Here is a 20,205-nt window from a genome sequence, read left to right as displayed (position 1 = left end):
GCTCGCATTCTTCGGCCGCCTTGATCGCAGCGGTTCCATTGGTGGTCGTCAGCACCAAATCGCGGTCACCCACACCGGCGGGAGAATACTCGCCCGGGGAATTTCCGTAGTCGAATCCCATGATCGGTTGGCAGCCCCGTTCGCCGCACAGCAACGGCGTGTTCTCGGGATCCGCAGCGGTTTTCATCGCGAAAGCTTCTTCGATTTCGCCGCAGGTCGTGATCGATTTGGCCCCGGCGGACAGCGCGGTCGCGGCAACCGTCGTCGCCCGCAAAACGTCGATGACCACGGCGACCGAAGCGGGGGCTCGTTCGGATTGACCGGCGGCGTTGGGCGTGAGCCAGGTTTCGATTTTCATGATGTTTCGAATCGGGGGGATAATGTCAAAAGAGCGTGAGGGTGGGACGGCGATCAATAGCGATCTTGTTCGGCTTCCGCCCACACGTCGGCGTGATCGGAATCGTCAAAATGGACATGAATCACGCTGGGGCTACAACACACCGGACAATCTTCGACATACTGTTGGTCACGTCCAGCGGCGATGTCGAGCGGAATCACGATCTCCTCCCCACAACTGTCGCAGACGTAAACGCCATCCAACGCCGCGTCCGTGGCTGTCGGTTCGGGCGAGTCCCAGTTGTCGTCCTGCGGCAACGGGTCATCGTTGAGCAATCGCTGCCACTCCGGCACAAGATCGCCGGTCGGATCCTCGCTGCTCCATTCGTCGCGTCGCGCGTGGCTCGCATCGTCGAAGTCATCTGGATCGAGGTGGTTCATGATTTCAACAACATCCAATTACGTTTCACAATTCACTCACCGGAGTTCCGATGAATTTCACACAAGTTCGGCTCGCACAAAGCCTGCTGGTCGGCAGCCTGTTCATTGGAACGCTCGGTTGCGGAGTCAGCAGCACCAAAACGATTCCGATTCCACCCGCCGAGCAATCCGCCGCGGATGAATTGGCTGAAGCAAACTTGGCCGCGGCCTGGGATGATATCGCGGGTGCCAAGACCAAGTTGCGAGGCGACGACGTCGTGGTCGTCGATCTTCGGGAAGTCGCCGAGTCGGATTTGGACAACGCGGTGAAGCTGCTTTCCAACACCAGCACGGTCAGCGAGTTGTTCATGCCCGCTGCGGCGTGGGCGGACGGAACGGTTTTGCGATTGGCCGCCCTGCCCAATCTGAAACGTTTGCGAATTTATGGCAAGGAGTTTGATGACGCGAAAGCAAAATCGATCTCTGGTTTGCCAGCCTTGATCGCGGTCACGTTCCAGGACACTTCTGTCACCGATGACGGCGCGAGTGTGTTGGCTGAGTTGAACGAGCTACAAGATATCTCGTTGATGAATTCACCGGTGACCGACAAAGCACTCATTGCTATTTCAACGCTGCCCAAATTGACGAAACTCAAACTGCGAGGCACCAAAATCACGGGCGAGGCGTTTGAGCCGATTTCGAAGTTGCCGCTGGAAGATTTGGAGCTCGCAGAAACCGACTTTGGTCCCGAAGGAATGCCCGCGATCGCGAATATTGAGGGTTTAGAGAAAATCAATCTCTGGCTCACCAAGATCGACAACGAGTCACTGAAGGCATTCGAAGGAAAGACTTCGCTCACCGTTTTGAACATCGACAACTGCCCCGCCATCACCGAAGAAGCGATCCCAGTGATTGTCTCACTGCCTCATTTGAAGTTGCTGCACTTGGGCAAGACCAGCGTCGCTCCTGACGCTCTGCCCCAGCTGAAACCACTGCAGGAATTGGAGACGTTGTTCGTCACCAACCTCGGTTTGGAAGAGGAACCCGCCAAAGAACTGGAAGCCATGTTTCCAAACCTCAAGCGATTCGAATATTGAATCGTCGGGCGAGGATAACGATTGCTTGAACCGCGAAGCCGGTTAGTGACTGGCCGCTTTGGCCCGCATGTAGATGGCTTCGTTTTCCTTCGCGGAGTCAAAGAGATCGACGATCGGATGCGGGTAGTCCTCTCCGATCGTGACACCGACTTCCCGTTGACGTTCCGGTGACATCTTCCACGGTTCGTGAATTTCGGTCTCGCTGAGGTCGCGAAGTTCGGGTAACCAGTGTTTGGCGTATTCACCTTGTTTGTCGTAGTCTCGAGACTGCTTGGTGATATTGAAGAACCGAAATCCGCGAGCGTCATTGCCAACACCAGCGGCATAATTCCAGTTGCCGTAGTTACTGGCGACGTCATAGTCGACCAGTTGCGACTCAAACCACTGGGCCCCCCACCTCCAATCAAGACCAAGGTTTTTCGTCAGAAAGCTGGCGACGTTTTGGCGACCACGATTGGACATGTATCCGGTCGTCCGTAGCTCCCGCATATTCGCGTCGACCAACGGGTAACCGGTCGTTCCTTCTTGCCAACGCCCAAACAAATCTCGATCAGATTTCCAATCGACATCCACGCCGCGTAGGCCACTCGCACGAAACAGTGTTGCACCGTGTTTGCAAGAGATCCATCGAAAGTAATCACGCCAAAGAAGTTCGAAGATCATCCAATAGGTCGATTTGTTTTCGACGCGTTCTTCTTCGTAACGACGCACCTGATCCGCGATCATTCGTGGCGAAACGCAACCGTGAGCGAGCCAAGGTGAGAACTTCGAAGAGTCGTTCGGCTCCAGCATTCCATTGCGAGTCTCTTTGTAGATCCGCAAGCGATCTTCGTTCCAGATGTAATCCTCGATCCGTTGCTGTGCCGCGTTTTGCCCGCCGGGAAACTGATTCAAGCAACGTGCATCGGATGGTGGTGTTGATAGCCCAAGTGATTCCAACGCTAGAATGTCTCCGGCATTCACGTCCTCGGGCAACGTGCCGTTGAATCGAGCGGGTTGGTCGAGCGGCGATCGAGCCTCGCACCGCTTTTCGATTTCCTTGCGAAAGTCGGTGAAAAGACCGGGCGTGTCCGCGATTTCGAACGGCAAGTCATCGGGATGAATCAGAGTGTCGCCGTAGGCAACGTGAGTCGAGACGCCATGCCGGTCGCACAGTTGTTGAACGGATTCGGCGGTGCTGGCTTCTTCGGTTCCCGGTTCATGATGAAAGTGAACCGCGTTGATTGACAGGGAAGGCAAAAGATCCTGCAAGACTGTTTCGGGACGGCCGACTCGAACGATCAGTTCTCCGCCGAGCGACCGCAACCGGGAACGCAGGTCAGTGAGGCATTCGATTAGGAACCGGGCACGAAATGGCCCGGTGCGATGGAATCCCAGTTCAACCGTTTCAAACTGTCGCGGGTCGATGCAGTGAACGGCAAAGCAACGGTCGGCAGTTGATGCGCGAAGAAGAGGTTCGTGGTCAATGGTTCGAAGATCATTTCGAAACCAAACCAATGCGTTCGCCATAACATGCCAATCGGTTGTCAAATAAGTCCGAGGGCCTGCTGCCATGAACGCTTTTGTTTGGTCACGCCGTACTCTTTGTGCAGTTCGGACCAGGATTTGGAAATCGCGGCGCAAGCGTCCTCAGGAGTTTGTCCGCCTGTCAAGCATTTGCGAACTTCGCTGTCCAAGGCCGCGAGATATCGATCGCCGCCGACCAAGTTCAGAGGTGGCATCACGTTTGGATTTTGCCAAGCTGACCGAAGCCACGGCTGGTAGTTCCCGCCCGCCGCATCATCGATGGATGAACTGGACGTCGGATGCTGCAATCCAGGGATCGAGCGATACAACGGTTCGCTGCCTTCGCCTCCCGCCAACCATTTCAGAAACTGACTGGCCGCCGCGGTTTGTCGGCAGGATGCGGCGAGGGATCCAACGATGGTTTGCGGTGCGAACACGACGCGTCCGGTTCGTTCCAGCTTCTCGCCGTCGGCATCGACCACATCGGACTGGACGATCGGGAACGCGGCGACTTGGACATTGCTGGTCGCAGCGACTTCGTCGTCCGCATTCCGTTCGGTTTGGTTTTTTGGAAAGCCGATGCCAGCGACCAGTTTGCCGGAGCCGACATTGCGAAAAATTTCGCCGGGAGTCATCGGTGACTCGGGGCCGTGTTTGGCGGTGGCTGCCATTTGCCGCAGGACATCGACGTATTCCGGCTGCGTCAGCAACGGTTCCAGCGTGTTGCGATCGAATAACCAAGTGGCGCTGAGGACGGAGGCCAATCGCCACAGATACGAAACACCGGCCCAACCTTCCGCGGTGGGCTCGGCAACCTGGCCGGGAAATTCCGAGGCGAGTTGCTCGAATCCTTCCCAGGTGATGGTCGACGACGAGGAAACCTTGCTCGTCGCCTTTTCGCCGACCAGCATCGCTGGCAATGATCCACCCAGGCACTTGGCTCGCAATTCTCGTCCATAGGTCGTCGCCACGCGGACCGCGGGCGGATCCGCTTTGTTCACGGTGAATTCTATGTCTGCGTTTGAGCTGGCGTCCGACTTCAGCGGTGGCATGACGAGGTCACGCGAAACCATTTCGCCGAGCTGGCTGAGCGGGTACGCGATCACATCCGCCTTTGCCGCGGCATCCCAGATGGACGGTTCGTCCCCTGAAGTTTCCGGCGATGCACTGGTGGCAGAGTTGCTCGGCGGAGCGATGACGGTGATCTTCAGTGGTTGTTCGCTGATGGATTGCCATGTTCGACGCAAGGTGTCGGCGTCAGCCTCGGTTCCTGTCCAAATCACACGCAGTGGAACGTCAGTGCGAACGGTGGGGGCGGATTCGGATTCGTCGCTCACGGAAGTTTCGCGGCAACCGGCCAACACGGCGACTCCGGCGGCCGACGTCCAACCCAACCACTGTCGTCGTTGCAACACAGAAGGCTGGCCGCGATTGGGCTCACTCGATTGGCTGGAAGGCGAAATGTCGCCACTCTGGTTCGGGCCGCCATCGGCGAACGAGGCGGTTGGGGACGCATCCCGATCGGCAGATTCAATCTTCGCGAGGCGAGTTTTCGCAGACATCGTGGGGGCTCGTGGGACGTCGTTCTGAATGTTGGTTGCGTGGTTGAAAACGCAAGTACGCGTTATACTGCCCGCCAGTTCGCTTTATCGGAGCGGCTCTCATCCCACTCGTCTTTGATTTCACCGTACTGAAGCAGCGCAATATGGCTCATTATCTTGGCATCGACATTGGCACCAGCGGCACGAAGACCCTGCTGATCGACGAAACCGGCCATGTGGTTGCCGAGGCGAATGCTGAATATCCCATGGAACAACCCAAACCGGGTTGGACCCAACAGGATCCTGAGCACTGGTGGGCGGCGACAAAAAAGACCGTCAAAGCGGTGATGAAAAAATCAGGTGTCGACAAGGCTGACGTGAAAGCGATCGGTTTGTCGGGACAAATGCACGGTTCGGTTTTTCTGGACCGTGATGACAATGTGATTCGTCCGGCATTGTTGTGGAATGACCAACGCACCGCGGATCAGTGTGATCAAATCACGTCGGCCGCTGGCTCACGTGAAAAACTGATCGGCATGGTCGCCAATCCGGCTCTGACCGGGTTTCAGGCGCCGAAAGTGCTTTGGTTGCGAGACAACGAGAAACGCAACTTCGACAAACTCGCGAAAGTTTTGTTGCCCAAGGACGACATCCGCCGGCGACTGACGGGCGACTATGTCACCGAAGTCAGCGATGCCAGCGGCACGTTGTTTTTGGACGTGAAAAAACGTGATTGGTCGAAGGCTTTGCTTGGCAAATTGGATTTGTCCACCGACCTTTTGCCTCGCGTGGTCGAGTCCGAAGATGTCACGGGTACGTTGACCAAGGAAGCCGCGAAGGCTCTCGGTCTGACCACAGAATGCAAGGTTGTCGGGGGGGCGGGAGACTGTGCCGCCGGCGCGATTGGCAACGGCATCGTGAAAACGGGTTTGCTGAGCACGTCGATCGGAACCAGCGGTGTGATGTTCGTTCACAGCGACGAACCCAACGTCGATGCGTCCGGGCGACTCCACACGTTCTGTCACGCCGTTCGCGGCAAGTGGCACATGATGGGGGTGAACTTGACCAGCGGCGGTTCGCTGCAATGGTGGGTAGACCAAGTCGTCCAAGGTTTGGCCGGAATTCCCTCGTCGAAGCGGTTCGAAGCCGCCACGGCGGAAGCTGAAAAGGCAATCGCCGGCAGCGGCGGGATGCTATTTTTGCCCTACCTGAACGGTGAACGAACACCGCACGCGGATCCAAACGCTCGCGGTGCATTCGTTGGTATGAATCTCACCCATGATCGAGCGGCAATGACCCGAGCGGTGATGGAAGGCATCACATTTGCACTGCGTGACAGCCTGGAAATCATCGAGTCGCTCGGCGTTCCTGTTCGCCAAATCCGCGCCAGCGGTGGCGGCAGCAAGAACGTGTTTTGGCGTCAGATGCAAGCCGATGTGTTCGGCAAGAAGATCACGACCTTGAAGGTCGAGCAGGGACCAGCCTTCGGCGTCGCCTTGCTCGCCGCGGTCGGCGATGGTGCTTACAAGCACATCGCGCAGGCATGCCAAGCGACCATCGAAGTGGCTGCCGAAACCAAAGCGGATCGTTCCGCGAAACTCACTTACAACAAGCTCTTTCCTGTCTACCGATCTCTGTACGGCAGTTTGAAAGACGACATGCACCAACTGGCTGAATTGCAATCAACAAATTGAACGAATCCTCAGAAGCAAACGATCTCGCCATTCGGCGTCAGATCATCGACGAAACCCAATGCGTGGTGGTCAAGGTCGGCACGCGAGTTCTCACTACATCGGACGGCAAACTCGATCTCGATCGCGTGGATCGACTGGCGGAACAACTTTGCCGCATCGCCGACACCGGACGTCAAACCATCATGGTCAGTAGCGGTGCCGTCGGCGCCGGCGTCGCCAAGCTGGGTTTGCCGCAGCGTCCAACCGACCTGAAGTCGTTGCAGGCGATCGCCGCGATCGGGCAAGCCGACTTGATCGGTGCCTACGAAAAGTCGTTGCAGAAACGAGGCCGGCACGCGGCTCAAGTTTTGCTAACCCGAAACGACCTTCGTCGTCGCAGTGGTTACTTGCACGTGCGAAACGCGCTCAACGGAATTGATGAGTTGGGCGCGATCGCGGTCGTCAACGAAAACGACTCGGTCGCCGTTTCGGAATTGAAGACGACCTTCGGCGACAACGATCGTTTGGCCGCGCAAGTCGCGGGGCTTTTCAACGATGTGATGCTGATTTTGTTGACGGATGTTTCCGCGCTGTACGACGGACACCCCGACGAAAAAGACAGCCAGCCGATTCACATGGTTCACGATGTGGACGACGGTGTGATGGCGTTGGTTGACGATCAAGTGTCGGCGGTCAGCAAAGGTGGCATGGGCGGGAAGCTTCGAGCTTCGAAGCTGGCCAACTCACACGGGCATCCCACCATCATTGGATCCGGTACCGAAGATTTCGTGCTCGACCGGATTTTCGCGGGCGACGCCGTCGGAACACTGTTTGTGCCGCCGAAGCGTTCGCTGAAAGGACGTCGACGTTGGATCGGTAGCTCCGCCAATGTTGCGGGAACGTTGTTCCTCGACCAAGGCGCGGTGGATGCCATTCAAAAGCATGGCCGCAGTCTCTTGGCAATTGGGATCCAACGTGTTGAAGGGACCTTTGCGCACGGGAATGTGGTCCGCTTGGTCGGTCCCGACGGCGAAGAGTTCGGACGTGGGCTATCGAACTACCGCAGCCACGAAGTGGCCCGCATCGCTGGCAAACCCAGCGAGCAAATCGAATGGATTCTCGGGCATCGTCCGTACGAAAACGTGATTCACCGCAACAACTTGGTGCTGCGGATCGTTCCCGAATGAGCCGTGGGCTGGGCTTCTAAGCCCGGCCAAACCCGAGCGACGGTCTTGGAAGACCATCGTACGAGCAGTCCGCTGAGCCGGTACGCAACCCGTCCGGCTAAGCCGCACGCCGAAGCGGTTCACGATGCACGGAAGTCATCGGTAACGTTTCGGGATTGTCATCCACGGACAGAACGCCGGATGTTTGCACGGAACGCGAAATCGCGTTTCCGGCCAACGGAGCGGTCATGCGTCGAAGGCCCGAGATCAAACTGGATGGACGAAGTCCGCCGGCCAGTGTGGTTGTAAGCAAGCGTTGGATACCGCGACCCCAACCAGCCGATCCACCACCGCGGAAGTGATCCGAGATGGCTTGCAGGCGGCGATGGTTTTGGTGGATGCGAAGGTCGTAGTCGAGCACTTCGGTTTCGAAGTCAACACTCATCACGCTGTCTTCGGCAACGACGCATCGCCAGCCGGCTTGCGTGGTCAAGTGACCGTAAGCAAGCGATGCTTCGATCGTGTCGGTACCGCGGTAGCTGATCGCCAAACTGCGAAGCAGATCACGACGCCAGAACGACGCGGCCAGGAAGGCTCCTTCGACGCGAGCGGCGGCTTTGCGAGCGACTTGTTTGTCGCCAAATCCGATTGGGCCGCAGGCGGACGAAGCGGTGGTTCGCCATCCAGCGTGCTCGATGCGTTGCGTTTCCGAGTCACGGACCACGGGCACGACCACACCGGTTTCGTGGCCTTCGAATTGTGCGAGAGCTGCGTCGGTCCAGTTTTCCGTGGCGACGTGGCCATCCGCGACGACGTGCACGAATCGGCCCATCGCCAATTCAGCGGCTTCGGAAATCTGGCGCAGGACGCTGGTCGAACCACTGTCGACGAAACGAACTTCTTCGCCCAAATCAAACGGGTCGTCATAGGTCCCGTCATGAGGCACAATCACCTCGCACCCATCTGGGCGATGCTGCAATACGCTTGCGAGCGAGGATTCGAAAGCCGCGCCATCACCACCATGAGGGACGACGATCGACAAACGCGGGATGTTAGACAAATTTCGCACCACTGCACCTGCCAAGGATTTTGCTTACCGGGCCGACCGAGACCCTCGGTTCGCCGCTGAGAAAGGATTTCGGACGCAACCGTGATTCCAGTTGAGACGATCGGTCCGGTTCATCTCGAAAGCCGGCAAGTTCCTTTTGAGGCAGACGGACCGACCCGATAATCGTCATCGCTTTCCAGACCCTTCCTTTTTCCACCCGCGAATCTCACCACGTGAAACGTTTGCTATGAAACAAGTCTCCCTTGGTCATGATGGTTTTCCCGTTTCGCGACTTGGATTCGGGGGGTGGGCTCTTGGTGGACAATGGGGCGCTCAAGACGACGAGGCTTCCCTCGCTGCACTTCAGCACGCCATCGAACACGGGATCACTTTCATCGACACTGCTCCCGGATACGGGGATGGCCGCAGTGAACAAGTCATCGGCCAGTTCCTGAAACAGCTGCCCGCCTCGATCCGCGAAAAGATTCATGTGGCGACCAAAACGCCACCTTCGGAAGGCCCGTGGCCACCCAGCCCGTATTGCCGCTGGCAAGATCGATACGGTGCCGCCTACATCCGAGCCAACGTCGAAGAACGCTTGCGAAACCTCGGTGTCGAATGCCTTGATCTGTTGCAACTGCACTCCTGGACGTCGGCCTGGAACGATGACCCGCAGCCACTGCTCGTGCTGCAAAAGCTTCGTCAGGAAGGCAAGATCAACCGCATTGGTTTGTGCACGCCCGAGCAAGATCAGAACTGCGTGATCCAGTTGATGCGAGATGGATTGGTCGATGTGGTTCAGGTCGTGTTCAACATCTTTGAACAAGAACCCGCCGCCCAGTTGTTGCCCGTTGCAGAAGAGACGGGGACCGGAGTGATCGTTCGCGTTTCATTGGACGAAGGTGCCCTGACCGGCAAGTACTCGGCCGATCACCAGTTCCCGGAGGACGACTTCCGGTCCGGTTACTTCGCCGGCGATCGCATGCAGCGGACGGCAAAACGAGTCGATGCCATTCGCGATGATTTGAAAGAGTTTGGGTTGGACGAGCATTATTCGTTGGCCGCGACCGCGATTCAGTTCGCCATGTCACCCTCGGCGGTTCAAACCGTGATTGTCGGTATGCGAAATGTCGAACAAGTCGCATTGAACGTGGCGACGGAAGCCTTGCCGGCTTTGCCCGAAGATTTCCTTCGTCGTTTGCAACTGCACCAATGGCGTCGCGGCGTTTGGTACAGCGGCAAGTGAATCACAGACCGGCGAGTGGTTGATCCGCGTCGCCGAACTCTTCCATCGGCACTCCCATGCGATCCATGATCGACAGATACATGCTGCAAAGCCGTCGGTCGTCGTCGGATTTTTCGAGGTAGTCCAACACACGGCCGGTTTCCATGTTTCCTGACAAGCCACCGGTCAACAGCACCGGCAGTTTGCTGGAATCGTGAGCGTTGCCTGACCACATGCTGGAAAGGAACAACAAACATGAATGGTCCAACACCGTGCCGTCGCCTTCCGCCATCGCGTCCAGCTTGCCGGCCAAGTACGCGTACTGGCTGCAGTAGTATCGCGAAATCCGTTCGTAGGCATCCGAGCGATCGCTGTGCGAAGCCGAATGGTGCGTCGATTTGACGTCCAGGAATGGATAGAACAATCCCGACAAATCACGGTTAAGCAGCAGCGTCGCGACACGAGCTTTGTCGGTTTGAAAACCCAACGCGACGATGTCACACATCAATCGCATGTGCTCTCGGATATCTTCGGGCAACCCGTCGTCGGGACGTTTCATTGCATGAATCGGTTTGCCTTGGTCTTTCGCTCGATCGCTCGCTTTCGCGTGTGCAGCTCGCATCGACGCCGCACGCTTCTCCACCTCACGAACGCTGCTCATAAACTCTTCTAACTTGGCTCGGTCGGACACGCTGACTTGTCGTCGCAAAGACGCCGCGTCTTCACCCACTCGGTCCAGAATGCTTTCGTTGCGACGACTGCCCTGATTATCGAACAGTGCGTCAAACGCGAGCGATGGGTAGACCTCCATCGGCACCGGCGAAGTCGCGTTTTGCCACGAAATGTGGGAACTGTACGCCATCGAGAAATTGGTCTCGTGGTATCCCGTGACCGGTTGCTCACATCCGAGTACCAAGCTTGGAACCGCCGTTTGATCTTGGAAATGATTCGCGAGCACTTGGTCCATGCTGATGCCGCCGCGAAGCTCGGATCCTTTCTTGAGCGAAGCACCCGAAAGAATGTTGCCGGTTTGCCCCGGGTGAATGCCCACCCCGGTCGCGTTCTCGTTGAACAGTCCGGTGATGAAGTTCATCTTGTGTTTGAGCGATTCCATGGGAGCCAGGCTTTTGCCCAGCTCCATGTCTTTGCCGGAGCCTTTGGCCCACCAGTGATCCGCATTGATCCCGCAACCCATGAACAACGCGGCAAAGCGTTGTGGAGTTTCGGCGGCATCATTTCCAACCATCGTTTCGCGGCCCCAAACCGGGATCGATTCCAACCAAGGCAAAGCCATGGCAACACCGGCACCGCGCAGCAATGTTCGTCGATTGACAGCGTGAGTCATGGGGAAGGTTCCGTTTCTGAATGAGGAGCGTTGTCGACGGAGGCGAGTTGAACGCGTTTGTTGCGAAACGCGGGGCTGGTCACGATCGTTTCGATCATGGACTGAAAACGATAGTCGTTGGCTTCTAAGTTGGTCTGCATCTCAGTGATCAAGGATTCATCCGATAGCTGCAAGGAACGTCCAAGTGCGAAGGCCAAAAGCTTGCGACAAAGATGTTCAACGAAGTCTCTTTCACGGTCGCGACGAATGTAGTCTCGCAGTCCATCGATGCCGATTCCTTGGCTGCCATCGGGGAACACCACGCTGGCGTCGATCGCACGTCCGCCCAGGTCCGCGTCTCGCATTTCACCAACGGGACCGTAGCCTTCGAAGACCAATCCCATCGAGTCGATTCTCTCGTGGCATCCCGCGCAACTGGGGTGTTCACGGTGCCGAGCAAGGGCCTCGCGGATGGTCAGGTCACCGAGTTTGGATTCGTCTTCGGGCAACTCCGGAACCTCGGCGGGGGGTGCCGGGACGTGCTCGCCGAGAACTCGCTGGACAACCCAATTGCCTCGCTGCACGGGGCTGGTTCTCAGTCCTGGCGAATTGCGAGTCAAAAACACGCCCATCGGCAATAAACCGCCTCGGCCGTACTCATTGGCATCGGGCAGCTGAATCCAACCGTCTTCGGAGTCCGACGTTTGCAGCAGCGAGTCAAAGCGTTTCGCGTCGATGCCATAGTGCGTCGCCAGGTCTAGATCGACGAACGTATGTTTCGCGTACAGCAGATCGAGCACTGATCCGTCTCGTTGGATCAGGTCGGTGAAGAACCGCAGAGGTTCTTCCAGCATCGACTGTCGCAGGTCATCCGTGAACGTCGGGAACTTTTCGCGGTCGACTCCGTTGTGCTGATCAAAGCGTCGGAAGTTCAACCAGTTGCCCATGAATTCGCGAACGAAGCCTTGGCTGCGAATGTCGCTCAACATCCGATGTGTTTGCTCGGCGAGAACGTTTGGATCTTGCAGACGATCCTGTGCCGCAAGTTCCATCAGTTCTTCGTCCGGCATGCTCGACCAAACGAAGTAGCTCAACCGGTTTGCCAACGAATGAGAGTCCAGTGGCTCGACACCGGATGGCAATTTCGAGTCAATCGTGTCGGAGCCGGCCAATTGATTGGTGGGGTCAACGCGGTAGCAAAAATGGGGCGACATCAAAATCCGCACGACGCAATCGCGAATGGATTCTTCGTGATCGAGTTCGCCTTCGGTTCGCAAGTATTGATAGAACGCGAGCAGGGAATCTTTGTCAGATTGTTTGAGTGGCCGGCGGTACGCTCGCTCGGCAAACTGCAACATTGCTTCGAGCTGAACGGGTTCAGATTGCTCGCGAATTTGTTCGAGCGATCGAAAGGTTTTCGACATGTCGTCGAAGTATCGCCGGATCGCCGCGAGAGCTTTCGGGCTCGCTCCAACGCGTTCGGCTTTTTTTGTGTAGGCATCGCACAAACCACGGACCTTCTCTTCCGCGATGCAGTCCTTGTCTTCAGCGCGGTACCGATCGAACTCGCGGTCACGCATGAATTTGGAGTCGGTTCGGTCAAACCAGATGAAGCCCGCGTATTGACGCATGGGAGCGGAAGTCACGAAATCGAGTTCCAACCAAAGGCGATCGAGCGTTTCGCGTTGGTCGTCGGTCAACATCAAGTCGCAAAGGGGAGCGTCGTCGCGGAAGTATCCCATTTGGCTGTGGAAACCGGCGCTCAAGAAGCGGCCCTTGAGCTTTTTTTCCTTCTTTTGGTCCAGGTACACCCGGGCCCGTTCGGACACCAAGAACTGGTCCGGAAACACGCTGCAGAATCGATCCAGCTCTTGCGAGAAAGTCTCCTGGTCGGTTTCTGATTCGGGCACGGTCATGGCCGTGACCACGGCGTCTTGTGCGGGAATCTCAAACCGGCTGGGATCGAAACTCTTCATCAGTTCCGGAAGTGGAGGCAGTTGGTCTTTCGCGAATCGCCGACGATTCGCAACGAACTGCCGGTTCTTCCAAAGCACCAACGATTGCGAGCCAGGATTCATATCCGGTGCGGTCAGGTTGGGGACATCAGGAATCAAGGATTCACGTAGCGACTCAATGAATTCGGCGATGGCGTCGCAGTGCGTTCGAGCTTCGGAATCGGTGAGGTCTTTTTGAGCAACCTCATTCCACATCTGTTTTAAGGCGACAATGGGACCGATGGCTGGTTGTTCGTCATCGCCCTGTTCCGCCCGGAGCAAGTCGTCTAGCACTCGGCAGTACTTTGCGCTGACTCCATGTTGTTGGCATTGCTCATCCAACGAGGCTGCGGACGAAGCCTGCTGGTTCTTCCAGACAACAAACAAGTGGTCGGAGATCTCGGTGTTTTGCTGTCGATAGAAATCGATGATTCGGTTGACGCAAAATTTATCGCGATCAGTGGGCGTGATCACAGGGTGAGGAGAGAACGCCAGTCCCGAAGGCGTGATCGCCATGTGCTCGGCAACGCGCCGAGCTGCCTGCAAGTATTTTTTGAGCAATGCGGGAGACATCGTCAGCGATTCACCGGAGTTGTCGAAGCCGGCTTCGTTGGCTGGGTCGATGGGAAAGTCCGCTGCGGGACGAATGTCGACGCCGGTGAGATCGCGGATGGTGCGATCATATTCGGCACTGCTGAGTCGCCGGGCGAGCACCAACCCGGGATCGCCACTGGTTCGTTTTGCTTCTGCCGCTTTGAGGGATTCGATCCAAGCGATCACTGCGTCGCGTTGTGCGGCGGAAGGCTGGATGTCGGAATCTTCCGGAGGCATGTCGCCGACTTCCAAACGGTCCAAGACAACCGCCCAGTGACGGAACCGTTTCACAACATCGTCGATGTTTCGGTCCGCGCTGAGGTCGAGGTCACCTTCCGCAGATTGGTCGTCATGACACTGCAAGCAATTCTGTTGCAGAAACGGTTGAACCGTGTCTTGAAAGACGGTTTGAAGAGAATCCGATCCGTGACTTGTGCCGCAGCAACAGCCAACAAGAAGGATCAGTGTGAGTCGCATGGAATGCATGGCCGCGTTGTGGTTAGGAGGGAACGCGAATCGGGGCATAGGGTGCGGGGGGACCGCGGCGGGGGCGATCGCGGCCGAGACAACCGACGAACGGGTTAGTCATGATAGCCCATTCCCATCCTGAACGAACCAGTAAACCAAACTGGGGGGCGGCGATTTTGCAATCTGGGCTCGCGTCATCCATACTGAGTGGTCTCTTCTGGCGACGTCAGTTTCGGTTCAACACCGGTTTGCTGGCCTATCGCCCCGCCACATGATTCTCATCTCGAGAGCGTTTCTCATGACCGCTGTTCCCACCAATGAAGGAAGCGAGGCGACTGCTGGGCCGACGCGGCGTCAGCAACTCGAACATCATCTGAAGACGTGCCCGACGGATCGTGACAGCTATCTGGAGTTGGCCACGATCTATCGCGAAGAAAATCGGCCGTTGCAGGCAGCCAAAATTCTGCGGCAGGCCCATGAGACTTTTCCGGATGATTCGTCGTTGCTGTGGGAACTTGAAGAAGCCCAATTGGCTCGATCGGTGCAGCAATTGGTTGAAGTCCGTGACTTGGCGACTCGACTGGGCAATTCATCCGCGGATCACGAGCTCGAACGCGCGACCGCGGATTGGGGAAATTGCCGGCTGAAGGTTTGCCGGGCTCGGTTGAACCGCGATCCATCGCTGACGTATTTGCGGATGGTATTGGGGGAAGCTCTCTATGACCTGGAACGATACGACGAAGCGATTGATGAGTTGGAACCGTTGCTGGATTCAGCAACCCATTCGCCGGGAGCTTACCTGCTCACCGGGCGATGCCAGTTGCTACTCAGCCAAGACATGGCGGCGATGAAGTCGTTGCGGCAAGCGTCAATTCGCCGCGCGGTCATCGGTCCCGCGAAAACTCGTTCGGCCGCTTTGAAGTTGCTGATCGATTTGGCCGACCGTCATGGGCTCAGTGCGAGTTTGCAGTTCTATCAACAATCTCTTCAGGCGATTTCATGAATCAAGCTATCGGTGATCCGGATCAAATTCGCCAGTTTGCATCGCAGTTGGCTCGGTTTGCGGAAGAGCTGCGGCAACGTGGAACGGGCTTGTCGGCGCAGATGAACCAGTTGGAACAGAGCTGGCGGGATGACCAGCAAAGAAAATTCAATCAAGAATTTCAGGATCAACTGCGACAACTGCAACGGCTCGTGCAGGCGACCGACGAGCATGTTCCGTATCTGATGCGAAAAGCTGATCAATTGGACGCTTATCTCGGGCGTTGATTGCCGAGGCATGTTGGCAAATCACAGCAATCAGACTGAGCCGCCGAGCCCTGATAGGCTGAAACCGCTTTCAGCCTGGGCGGCTTCATGACGAATTCTGTCGGATTAGCGGACGCGTGGTGTCGTTCGCGTCGCCGGATCGCCGAGGGGTTCTTGCAACGAGCGGTCGCAATGTCCACGCTAGTGACGCGGGAACGAAAAAATCCGACGCCCCATTCACACAAATGCCGCTTCAGGCACTTCGGTGATATGGCCGATACTTCCCGTCTAAACTTGCGATTCAACCTGACCGCGACCCCACTTTGTTCAAAGGCACTTCCCGACGATGAGCCAGCACCCGAACTCATTTCCAAAATTGCACAACGCTGCTTGGCCCGGAGTGGTCGGCAAGGGCGACGATGATGCCAACCCCATCATTCCCTTGGACGAAATGCTTGACCTGACCGCTGCGGCGGAAGTGGACGGGCGGAAATTCGATGGAGTCGATTTGTTTTTGTTTTCGCCTCACGTTTCCATCGACGCCGATGACGCGGAACTGGAAGCTTTGGCCGAGAAGGTTCGCAGTCGATCGTTGAACATCGGAACCGTGGTCGCCCCCGTTTGGGAACCAACCGGCGGCGGAAGTGCGGGTGGCAGTCCCGAAGAAGTCGATGCATTCTTGAAACAAGTCCGCAAGGGATGCGAGATCGGCAAGAAGCTGCGTGAGCTTGGCGTGCGTCCCTATGGATGCATTCGCTTGGACAGCGCGATGGGTGTGGCCGATTGGGTGAAAGATCCCGATGCCAACCAAAGCAAGATCGCCGACACGTTCAAGGCTGCTTCGGACATCGCCGAAGAGTACGACGAGCGTCTCGCAGCCGAAGGCGAAATTTGCTGGGGTGGAATGCACTCTTGGAAGAAGATGGTCGACTTGCTGGAACGCGTCGGTCACCCCGAGCGTTTCGGTTTCCAAGCTGACATGGCACACACGTTGTTGTACTTGCTTGGCTACAACGCTCCTGAAGATGCAATCCTGCCGCAGGACTTCGACTGGGCCGATAAAGAGAAGAAGGCCGCGGCGTTGAAAGAGCTGACGCATGCCTTGCGACCTTGGACGATTGACTTCCACGTTGCACAAAACGATGCGACCGTGCACGGAACGGGAAGCCATGACAAAACCGGACGTCACTGTTTGCCAAACGATCCCAACGGCAAATTGGACATCGCCACCGACGCGGGCCACTGGCTGCGTGATGAACACGGCGACGTGTTGCAAACCTGCAAACACATTTGCTGGGACGGATGCATGTTCCCGAACGATGTCATGCATCAACCAAGCACTTGGAACGACATCTTGGCGGCGATGCTGAGCGTTCAAGATGCTCACGGTTGGAACGAGTGATTCGTTTTTATTGAACCGACATTAATGTGAAACAGTGCGACTCATGCCGCATTGCTGAATCGACAAAGTGTCAGGACGCCCACCTTCCGGTCGCGATCAGTGTTGCGGCGGAAGGTTACCTGACCTCCATTCATATTCAATCTCCTACTATTCCCCAATCGACGAATGAAACCTCTGAACATCGGCCTGATCGGCTACGGCTTCATGGGCCGAACGCACACCAACGGATACCGCCAGGCACCTCGCTTCTTTGACCTGGAATACCATCCCGTTTTGAAAGCGGTTTGCGCTCGAAACGAAGAAAAGGCCAAGGCCTTCGCCGAGCAACAAGGTTACGAGTCGGTCGAAACCGATTGGCGCAAGTTGCTCGAACGCGACGACATCGACGCTGTCGACGTATGCGTTCCCAATAACTTGCACAAAGAAATTTCGATCGCCGCCGCGGAAGCCGGCAAGATGGTTTTGTGCGAAAAGCCTTTGGCGATGAACACCGCCGAAGGCATCGAGATGTGCGAAGCGGTCGAAAAGGCCGGCGTTCGCAACATGGTTTGGTACAACTACCGCCGAGTCCCCGCGGTGACGTTGGCGAAACAAATGATCGACGAAGGTCGACTCGGAAAGATTTTCCACTACCGTGCCAACTTCCTGCAGGACTGGACGATCAACGCGGACGTTCCTCAAGGCGGTGCGGCAACGTGGCGTTTGGATGCGGAAGCCGCTGGCAGTGGCGTGACCGGTGACTTGCTGGCCCACTGCATCGACACCGCGTTGTGGCTCAACGGCAGCATCCAAGATGTTTCGGCAGTGACGGAAACGTTTGTCAAAGAACGCGTTCACTCCGAAACCGGTGAAAAGACTCCCGTCAAGATTGATGACGCGTGTGCTTTCCATTGCCACTTCGACAACGGTTCGCTCGGGTTGTTTGAGTCGACCCGGTACGCTCGTGGTCACAAAGCGTTGTACACGCTGGAAATCAACGGCGAGCACGGTTCGCTTCGTTGGGATTTGCACGACCTGCATCGTTTGGAATTCTTTGACCACAACGACGACAGCATCGTCCGCGGCTGGCGAAGCATTCACGTCAGCGATGGCGATCAGCCTTACATGGCCAACTGGTGGGTTCCTGGATTGCAGATCGGCTATGAGCACACCTTCGTGCACCAAGTCGCTGACTTCTTGAAGTCATTGGAGTCGGACCAACCCGCCGCTCCGACTTTCCGCGATGCACTGGAAACGCAGCGAGTTTGTGACGCCGTGCTCGACAGTGCCGCAACACGCAGCTGGAAAGACGTGAAGTGAAAGCCAGCGACCTGACTGGTTTGGCAGAGCTGTTTCCTGCCGATCGGTTTCGAACCGATTCGGCGGCCCAGGCTGCTTTTGAATCAGACGGGTTGCTCGCATACACCGCTCGACCTCGCGGGGTGGTCTTTCCCGAGACCGCCGACGAGGTCGTGTCCGCGGTGCGGTGGTGTTACGAACATCACGTGCCGGTGGTCGCACGAGGCAGCGGCACGGGCCTCTCCGGTGGCGCAATGCCACATCGCGATGGGATTGTGATCGCGCTGAATCGGCTGAACCGAATCTTGCACGTCGATCCCGTCGAACGAACCGCGACGGTTCAGTGCGGGGTGGTGAACCTTGCCGTTTCTCAAGCCGCTCGCCCACACGGGTTGTACTTCGCACCGGACCCTTCCAGCCAATCCGTTTGCACGATTGGCGGCAACATCGCATTCAATTCCGGTGGCGCTCACTGCCTAAAATACGGCATGACCGCCGGTCACACGTTGTCGATGGATGTGGTGCTCGGCGACGGAACCGTGACGAGCATCGGTGGATCGTCATTGGAGCACGCCGGTCCGGATACAACCGGTTTTTTGTGCGGCAACGAAGGCATGTTGGGGATCGCGTTGCAAGCCACTCTGCGATTGCTGCCGCTGCCGGAAGTTTTCCACACGGTGTTGGTTGGGTACGACGACATCCGCGCCGCCGGGAATGCGGTTGGTGCGATCATCGCCGCGAATTTGTTGCCTGGTGCGATGGAGATCATGGACGCGATGTCGATTCGCGCCGCCGAAGCCGCCGTGGCGTGTGGCTATCCCAAAAACGCGAATAGCGTGCTGATCGTTGAGCTGGAAGGTTCCGCTGAACGTGTCGCGATGGAAAAAGAAATTCTGGCGGAGGTGATCGCGGGCACTCAACCATCTGCGGTGGAGATCGCCGCCAATGATGCGGAGCGGCTGGCGATTTGGAAGGGACGCAAGTCGGTCTTCTCAGCGGCCGGTCGACTCAGCCCTGACTTCATCGTGCAAGATGGTGTCGTTCCGCGGCGCTGTTTGGGCGAAGCCCTCGAACGAATTGAATCGATGAGTCGTGAGTGTGGTGTGCCGGTCGCGAATGTCTTTCATGCTGGCGATGGCAATTTGCACCCGTTGATCATGTACGACGGAAAGATTCCGGGTGCTTTTGATGCGGCCAATGATTTTGCTCATGCGATTCTTCGGTTGTGCATCGAGATGGGCGGATCAATCACCGGCGAGCATGGCGTTGGGATTGAGAAGCGTGGCGTTTTTGCCGAGATGTTTGACGAGCCGACGATCGATTTGATGCACCGCGTCAGAGCGGAGATGGACCCGCATGAGATCTGCAATCGCGGCAAGATGTTTCCGGATGCGGAGTCCCCTGCTCTGTCCACATCGGGATTGCATCCATTGGAAAAAGCGGGGGTGATCTTCCGTGAGTGAACCCGAGATGACTCCCGCGTCTGCGGTGCCCGACGTGGAAGCTCCTGAATCCGTACGGCACTGGGCCGATCTGATTCGGGATTGGAAGGCGTCATCATCATCGACGCATTTGATTCCCGTAGGTGGGTGCAGCAAACCCGGTTTGTCTCGACTGAGTAGCGCCGAGTCTGCGGCTTCGGAACCTGTCGCGACGCAACGCTATTCCACGCGGAACCTTTCGGGCATTCTGCAGTATGACCCATCCGAGTTCACCATTTCGGTTGCCTCGGGAACGCCTCTAGAAGAGATCATGGCGGCGCTCTCGGAGAACGGTCAGACTCTGCCCTTTGACCCACCGCGAGCCCAATTCGGTGCGACGATCGGTGGTTGCGTTGCCTCGGGTTGGAGCGGTCCCGGTCGTTGGAGATACGGCGGCCTGCGTG

At 57.1% G+C, this 20,205-nt stretch carries 17 protein-coding genes; 10 read left to right on the top strand and 7 right to left on the bottom strand.

Annotated features, from left to right (window positions below; genetic code table 11):
* Both B2R17_RS02335 and B2R17_RS02330 read right to left on the bottom strand, forming a co-directional pair.
* Positions 1–358 (bottom strand): 2-phosphosulfolactate phosphatase (locus B2R17_RS02335; RefSeq protein ID WP_286762680.1); only part of this gene is annotated, 358 nt, incomplete at its 3' end.
* Positions 359–411: 53 nt separating this feature from the next.
* Complete coding sequence (locus B2R17_RS02330; RefSeq protein WP_286762679.1) at positions 412–777, bottom strand: CPXCG motif-containing cysteine-rich protein; 366 nt, start codon at positions 775–777, stop codon at positions 412–414.
* A gap of 50 nt (positions 778–827) precedes the next feature.
* Here B2R17_RS02330 and B2R17_RS02325 point away from each other — a divergent pair, with 50 nt between their 5' ends.
* Complete coding sequence (locus B2R17_RS02325; RefSeq protein WP_286762678.1) at positions 828–1,853, top strand: leucine-rich repeat domain-containing protein; 1,026 nt, start codon at positions 828–830, stop codon at positions 1,851–1,853.
* A gap of 42 nt (positions 1,854–1,895) precedes the next feature.
* Here B2R17_RS02325 and B2R17_RS02320 read toward each other — a convergent pair whose 3' ends face one another.
* Complete coding sequence (locus tag B2R17_RS02320) at positions 1,896–3,362, bottom strand: DASH family cryptochrome (protein ID WP_286762677.1); 1,467 nt, start codon at positions 3,360–3,362, stop codon at positions 1,896–1,898.
* A gap of 17 nt (positions 3,363–3,379) precedes the next feature.
* Positions 3,380–4,921, bottom strand: coding sequence for an ABC transporter substrate-binding protein (locus tag B2R17_RS02315; protein WP_286762676.1), 1,542 nt, complete (start codon positions 4,919–4,921; stop codon positions 3,380–3,382).
* Positions 4,922–5,064: 143 nt separating this feature from the next.
* Between B2R17_RS02315 and xylB the strand changes: the two genes are divergently transcribed.
* The gene (xylB, locus tag B2R17_RS02310; protein ID WP_286762675.1) at positions 5,065–6,594 is read left to right on the top strand and encodes a xylulokinase; all 1,530 of its coding nucleotides are present in this window, start codon (positions 5,065–5,067) and stop codon (positions 6,592–6,594) included.
* Entirely contained in the window at positions 6,591–7,760 is a 1,170-nt protein-coding gene (proB, locus tag B2R17_RS02305; RefSeq protein WP_286762674.1) for a glutamate 5-kinase, read from the top strand. The genes xylB and proB overlap by 4 nt, the downstream gene beginning before the upstream one ends.
* A 97-nt stretch (positions 7,761–7,857) precedes the next feature.
* Here the strand turns inward: proB and B2R17_RS02300 are convergent, their stop codons facing one another.
* Positions 7,858–8,808, bottom strand: a complete 951-nt coding sequence (locus tag B2R17_RS02300) for a glycosyltransferase family 2 protein (protein WP_286762673.1) — start codon at positions 8,806–8,808, stop codon at positions 7,858–7,860.
* A 226-nt stretch (positions 8,809–9,034) separates the two neighbouring features.
* On the opposite strand from B2R17_RS02300, the gene B2R17_RS02295 reads away from it, so the two are divergent.
* On the top strand, positions 9,035–10,033 hold the full coding sequence (locus tag B2R17_RS02295) for an aldo/keto reductase (protein ID WP_037199039.1): 999 nt from the start codon (positions 9,035–9,037) through the stop codon (positions 10,031–10,033).
* Between the two features lies 1 nt (position 10,034).
* On the opposite strand, the gene B2R17_RS02290 is transcribed toward B2R17_RS02295, so the two are convergent.
* Together B2R17_RS02290 and B2R17_RS02285 are read right to left on the bottom strand one after the other, a co-directional pair.
* Positions 10,035–11,357 (bottom strand): DUF1552 domain-containing protein, encoded by a 1,323-nt coding sequence (locus tag B2R17_RS02290; protein ID WP_286762672.1) that lies wholly within the window; start codon positions 11,355–11,357, stop codon positions 10,035–10,037.
* Positions 11,354–14,449 carry a DUF1592 domain-containing protein gene (locus B2R17_RS02285; protein ID WP_339887537.1) on the bottom strand — a complete coding sequence of 1,032 codons (3,096 nt, stop codon included), beginning with the start codon at positions 14,447–14,449 and terminating at the stop codon, positions 11,354–11,356. Before B2R17_RS02285 ends, B2R17_RS02290 begins: the two co-directional genes overlap by 4 nt.
* Positions 14,450–14,690: 241 nt before the next feature.
* On the opposite strand from B2R17_RS02285, the gene B2R17_RS02280 reads away from it, so the two are divergent.
* The 6 genes from B2R17_RS02280 to B2R17_RS02255 form a co-directional block, all read left to right on the top strand.
* Positions 14,691–15,395: a tetratricopeptide repeat protein gene (locus B2R17_RS02280; protein ID WP_286762670.1), complete on the top strand. Its 705-nt coding sequence runs from the start codon at positions 14,691–14,693 to the stop codon at positions 15,393–15,395.
* Entirely contained in the window at positions 15,392–15,661 is a 270-nt protein-coding gene (locus tag B2R17_RS02275; RefSeq protein WP_007326182.1) for a WXG100 family type VII secretion target, read from the top strand. Before B2R17_RS02280 ends, B2R17_RS02275 begins: the two co-directional genes overlap by 4 nt.
* Positions 15,662–15,986: 325 nt before the next feature.
* The gene (locus B2R17_RS02270) at positions 15,987–17,042 is read left to right on the top strand and encodes a sugar phosphate isomerase/epimerase family protein (RefSeq protein ID WP_286762669.1); all 1,056 of its coding nucleotides are present in this window, start codon (positions 15,987–15,989) and stop codon (positions 17,040–17,042) included.
* A 165-nt stretch (positions 17,043–17,207) separates the two neighbouring features.
* Positions 17,208–18,341 (top strand): Gfo/Idh/MocA family protein, encoded by a 1,134-nt coding sequence (locus tag B2R17_RS02265; protein WP_008656814.1) that lies wholly within the window; start codon positions 17,208–17,210, stop codon positions 18,339–18,341.
* On the top strand, positions 18,338–19,783 hold the full coding sequence (locus B2R17_RS02260) for an FAD-binding oxidoreductase (protein WP_286762668.1): 1,446 nt from the start codon (positions 18,338–18,340) through the stop codon (positions 19,781–19,783). Before B2R17_RS02265 ends, B2R17_RS02260 begins: the two co-directional genes overlap by 4 nt.
* Positions 19,784–19,790: 7 nt before the next feature.
* Positions 19,791–20,205 (top strand): FAD-binding protein (locus B2R17_RS02255; RefSeq protein WP_286762667.1); only part of this gene is annotated, 415 nt, incomplete at its 3' end.

Source organism: Rhodopirellula sp. UBA1907 (assembly GCF_002337565.1).
Lineage (GTDB): Bacteria > Planctomycetota > Planctomycetia > Pirellulales > Pirellulaceae > Rhodopirellula > Rhodopirellula europaea.
Note: the sequence above shows the minus strand (reverse complement) of the source record. Positions and strands in the feature narration are given on the sequence as shown.

What these genes read in the sequence shown, in the direction of transcription:
- B2R17_RS02295 (WP_037199039.1), top strand. Translation starts at nt 9,035, where the DNA reads ATGAAACAAGTCTCCCTTGGTCATGATGGTTTTCCCGTTTCGCGACTT.
- B2R17_RS02265 (WP_008656814.1), top strand. Translation starts at nt 17,208, where the DNA reads ATGAAACCTCTGAACATCGGCCTGATCGGCTACGGCTTCATGGGCCGA.
- B2R17_RS02270 (WP_286762669.1), top strand. Translation starts at nt 15,987, where the DNA reads ATGAGCCAGCACCCGAACTCATTTCCAAAATTGCACAACGCTGCTTGG.
- B2R17_RS02280 (WP_286762670.1), top strand. Translation starts at nt 14,691, where the DNA reads ATGACCGCTGTTCCCACCAATGAAGGAAGCGAGGCGACTGCTGGGCCG.
- B2R17_RS02330 (WP_286762679.1), bottom strand. Translation starts at nt 777, where the DNA reads ATGAACCACCTCGATCCAGATGACTTCGACGATGCGAGCCACGCGCGA.
- B2R17_RS02320 (WP_286762677.1), bottom strand. Translation starts at nt 3,362, where the DNA reads ATGGCGAACGCATTGGTTTGGTTTCGAAATGATCTTCGAACCATTGAC.
- xylB (WP_286762675.1), top strand. Translation starts at nt 5,065, where the DNA reads ATGGCTCATTATCTTGGCATCGACATTGGCACCAGCGGCACGAAGACC.
- B2R17_RS02275 (WP_007326182.1), top strand. Translation starts at nt 15,392, where the DNA reads ATGAATCAAGCTATCGGTGATCCGGATCAAATTCGCCAGTTTGCATCG.
- B2R17_RS02285 (WP_339887537.1), bottom strand. Translation starts at nt 14,449, where the DNA reads ATGCCCCGATTCGCGTTCCCTCCTAACCACAACGCGGCCATGCATTCC.
- B2R17_RS02315 (WP_286762676.1), bottom strand. Translation starts at nt 4,921, where the DNA reads ATGTCTGCGAAAACTCGCCTCGCGAAGATTGAATCTGCCGATCGGGAT.
- B2R17_RS02290 (WP_286762672.1), bottom strand. Translation starts at nt 11,357, where the DNA reads ATGACTCACGCTGTCAATCGACGAACATTGCTGCGCGGTGCCGGTGTT.
- B2R17_RS02325 (WP_286762678.1), top strand. Translation starts at nt 828, where the DNA reads ATGAATTTCACACAAGTTCGGCTCGCACAAAGCCTGCTGGTCGGCAGC.